Origin of the sequence: Klebsiella sp. Ech2A, from assembly GCF_030078455.1 — a bacterium.
GTDB lineage: Bacteria > Pseudomonadota > Gammaproteobacteria > Enterobacterales > Enterobacteriaceae > Klebsiella > Klebsiella terrigena.
Genome location: NZ_JAQGFU010000322.1, coordinates 1 through 3,060, shown reverse-complemented (window position 1 = coordinate 3,060; position 3,060 = coordinate 1). Strand labels below are relative to the sequence as shown.

Below are 3,060 nucleotides of genomic sequence, written 5' to 3'. Positions count from 1 at the left end.
CCGGGCGGCTGGGCGATGCCAGCCCCATCGGCGCCCTGAAAACGCTCTTCACAAAACTTGAACATCTGGCGTTGCTCCCGCGCGTATGCGCTATTGGCCACCGCGTGGCGCACGGCGGCAGCGATTTCAAGCACTCCGTGTTGCTCACCGATGACGTCATTACCCGCATTCGTGAACTCTCCGTTCTGGCCCCGTTGCATAACCCGGCGAACCTGACGGGCATCGAGGCCGCACTGTCGTTATTACCGCATCTGCCGCAGGTTGCGGTGTTTGATACGGCGTTCCACCAGACCTTGCCCCCGGAAGCCTATACCTACGCCATTCCTCTGGCGTATCAACAGCAGCATCAGGTCAGACGATTCGGCTTCCACGGCACATCGCACCGGTTTATCGCCGCAGAAGCGGTTGCGCAACTAGATCTCGATCCCGCCGATCATGGCATTCTTATCGCCCATCTCGGCAACGGGTCGTCGGTATGCGCCGTAAAAAATGGCAAAAGCGTGGATACCTCCATGGGCATGACGCCTCTGGAAGGGCTGGTGATGGGGACGCGCTGCGGCGATCTGGATTTTGGTGCCGCTGCCCATATTGCCCGTTGCACCGGTCAGACCATCGAATCGCTGTACAAAATGGTGAACAACGACTCAGGCCTGCTGGGCGTATCCGGGCTCTCCAGCGATTGCCGCACACTGCAGGAAGCGCGCAGCAAAGGCGATCCTCGCGCCACGCTTGCCATTGACGTGATGGTGCACCGTCTTGCCCGTCATCTTGGCGCGCATCTCACGTCGCTGCATCGCTTTGATGCCCTGATTTTTACCGGCGGTATTGGGGAAAACTCGGCCCTGGTGCGCGAATTGACCGCCCGGCGGCTGGCTGTCTTCGGCGTACATATCGATAGGGTTAAGAATGCGCAAATGTTTGCCGGCCATCAGGGGATAATTTCAGTACCCAACTCCCCTATCGTGGCGGTGATCCCGACGAATGAAGAGAAGATGATCGCTCAGGATGCCGCCGCGCTCTCTTGCGCATTTGAGGGCGTCGCCTGATTTTTTCGCTTCCCTTGCCAACGGGGAGGATTTTATTGTCCAGGGGTAAAACCGAATAACAAGAAAATCTCTCTGACGGGCAAAACATTTTGTCCTTAGCGCAATAATATCATATTGCATTAATTTATTAGATACGTGGACTATCCCTCGCCGGGCTAATTCATTACTGACGTTTACTCTTACCTGTAAATATTGAGGTCGTTATGCAACAAGAAGCATTAGGTATGGTTGAAACAAAAGGTCTGGTATCCGCAATTGAAGCCGCAGATACCATGGTTAAATCCGCTAACGTTATGCTGGTAGGCTACGAAAAAATTGGTTCAGGATTAGTTACCGTCATGGTTCGCGGCGACGTTGGCGCAGTCAAAGCAGCAACTGACGCAGGGTCCGCAGCGGCAGGTAAAGTGGGTGAACTGGTCTCCGTACATGTTATTCCGCGCCCACATATCGAAGTAGAAAAAATTCTGCCGAAAGCTGTCAGTTAATAAAGCCAGGGGATACTGACCATGAGAGATAATCTTGTTGAACAGATTATATCTGAAGTAATGAATAAACAGACCGACGTGAGTACAAATAAAAAAACAGCAGCCAGCTTTGCCGGCTGTGGTTTAACGGAGTTTGTCGGTACGGCCCTGGGGCATACTATCGGGCTGGTTATTGCCAACGTCGATCATCAGCTACATGAGGTCATGAACATCGACAAGAAATATCGCTCAATCGGTATTCTTGGCGCACGCACGGGTGCCGGCCCGCATATTTTTGCCGCAGATGAGGCCATCAAAGCCACCAACAGTGAAATACTCTCTATCGAACTGGCGCGCGACACCGAAGGCGGCGGCGGGCACGGCTGCCTGATCATTTTCGGCGCATCCGACGTATCCGATGTGCGCCGCGCGATTGAAGTCGCCCTGTCTGAAATTGAGCGAACAATGGGTGACGTCTATGGCTCACCGGCGGGTCATCTGGAATTCCAGTACACCGCACGCGCCAGCTATGCCCTTAATAAAGCCCTCGGCGCGCCGCTGGGTAAATCCTTCGGCATGACCTGCGCCTCGCCCGCGGCGATTGGCGTGGTGGTTGCCGATGCCGCGGCGAAAGCAGCGGTGATTGAACCCGTGGGCTACGCCAGCCCGGCGAAAGGCACCAGCTTTAGTAACGAAGTGATCTTCACTTTCGCCGGCGACTCGGGCGCGGTTCGTCAGGCCGTTATTGCGGCAAGAGAGGTCGGGAAGCAGCTGCTGGCCACCCTGGATCCGACGCCCATCAAATCGACGACAACGCCGTACATTTGATGGCATGCGGCAACCTGTGTGAAGTGGAGTAAGGAAAGTAGAACATGAACGATCTTGAAATTACCCAGGCCGTCTCCCGCGTCCTGAGTAAATATACAAAAACGGCACCGGACGCGCAGGAACCGCAAGCCTCCGCGGTGTCGACGGCTCATGACAGCGACAGCATTGAAGCCATTGTCGCCAGCGTGCTGGCGAGCCGCGTCAGCGCTGAACCTGCCGCCGCCCTTCCCTCCGGCGATGGCGCTTTTGCAACAATGGATGAAGCCATCGCCGCAGCACAGCACGCGCAAATCCAGTATCGCCACTGCTCAATGCAGGATCGCGCCCGCTTTGTTGAGGGAATTCGCCAGCTTTTTCTGCAGGAAGAGGTGCTGCAGGCCATTTCCAGAATGGCCGTAGAAGAGACGGGAATGGGTAACTATGCCGACAAGCTGGTGAAAAACCGCGTTGCCGCGCAAAAAACGCCGGGCGTTGAGGATCTGGCCACCGGCGCGCTAAGCGGCGATGGCGGCCTGACGCTAACGGAATATTCTGCTTACGGAGTCATTGGTTCCATTACCCCCACCACCAACCCGACGGAGACGATTATCAACAACTCTATCGGCATGCTGGCGGCAGGCAACACCGTTATCTTCAGCCCTCATCCACGATCGCGTCAGGTCTCGCTGCACTGCGTCGCGCTGATCGGCCGGCAGCTGGCGCGGCTCGGCGCACCCGCCAAT

Annotated in this window: 4 protein-coding genes; all 4 read left to right on the top strand. The window is 56.1% G+C overall.

What is annotated here, in order from left to right:
* The coding region (locus PFH44_RS26280; RefSeq protein ID WP_283826650.1) for an acetate/propionate family kinase at positions 1-1,046 on the top strand (1,046 nt) is incomplete at its 5' end.
* A gap of 203 nt (positions 1,047-1,249) precedes the next feature.
* Entirely contained in the window at positions 1,250-1,531 is a 282-nt protein-coding gene (gene grpH / locus PFH44_RS26275; protein ID WP_005969382.1) for a propanediol utilization system shell hexameric protein GrpH, read from the top strand.
* A gap of 21 nt (positions 1,532-1,552) precedes the next feature.
* Positions 1,553-2,338: a propanediol utilization microcompartment protein PduB gene (gene pduB, locus PFH44_RS26270; RefSeq protein WP_045854993.1), complete on the top strand. Its 786-nt coding sequence runs from the start codon at positions 1,553-1,555 to the stop codon at positions 2,336-2,338.
* Between the two features lie 44 nt (positions 2,339-2,382).
* On the top strand, positions 2,383-3,060 hold a 678-nt coding region (locus tag PFH44_RS26265; protein ID WP_283826649.1), incomplete at its 3' end, for an aldehyde dehydrogenase family protein.

Bases quoted from the DNA above. Each gene is read 5' to 3' on its own strand.
- grpH (WP_005969382.1), top strand. From the start codon at position 1,250: ATGCAACAAGAAGCATTAGGTATGGTTGAAACAAAAGGTCTGGTATCC.
- pduB (WP_045854993.1), top strand. From the start codon at position 1,553: ATGAGAGATAATCTTGTTGAACAGATTATATCTGAAGTAATGAATAAA.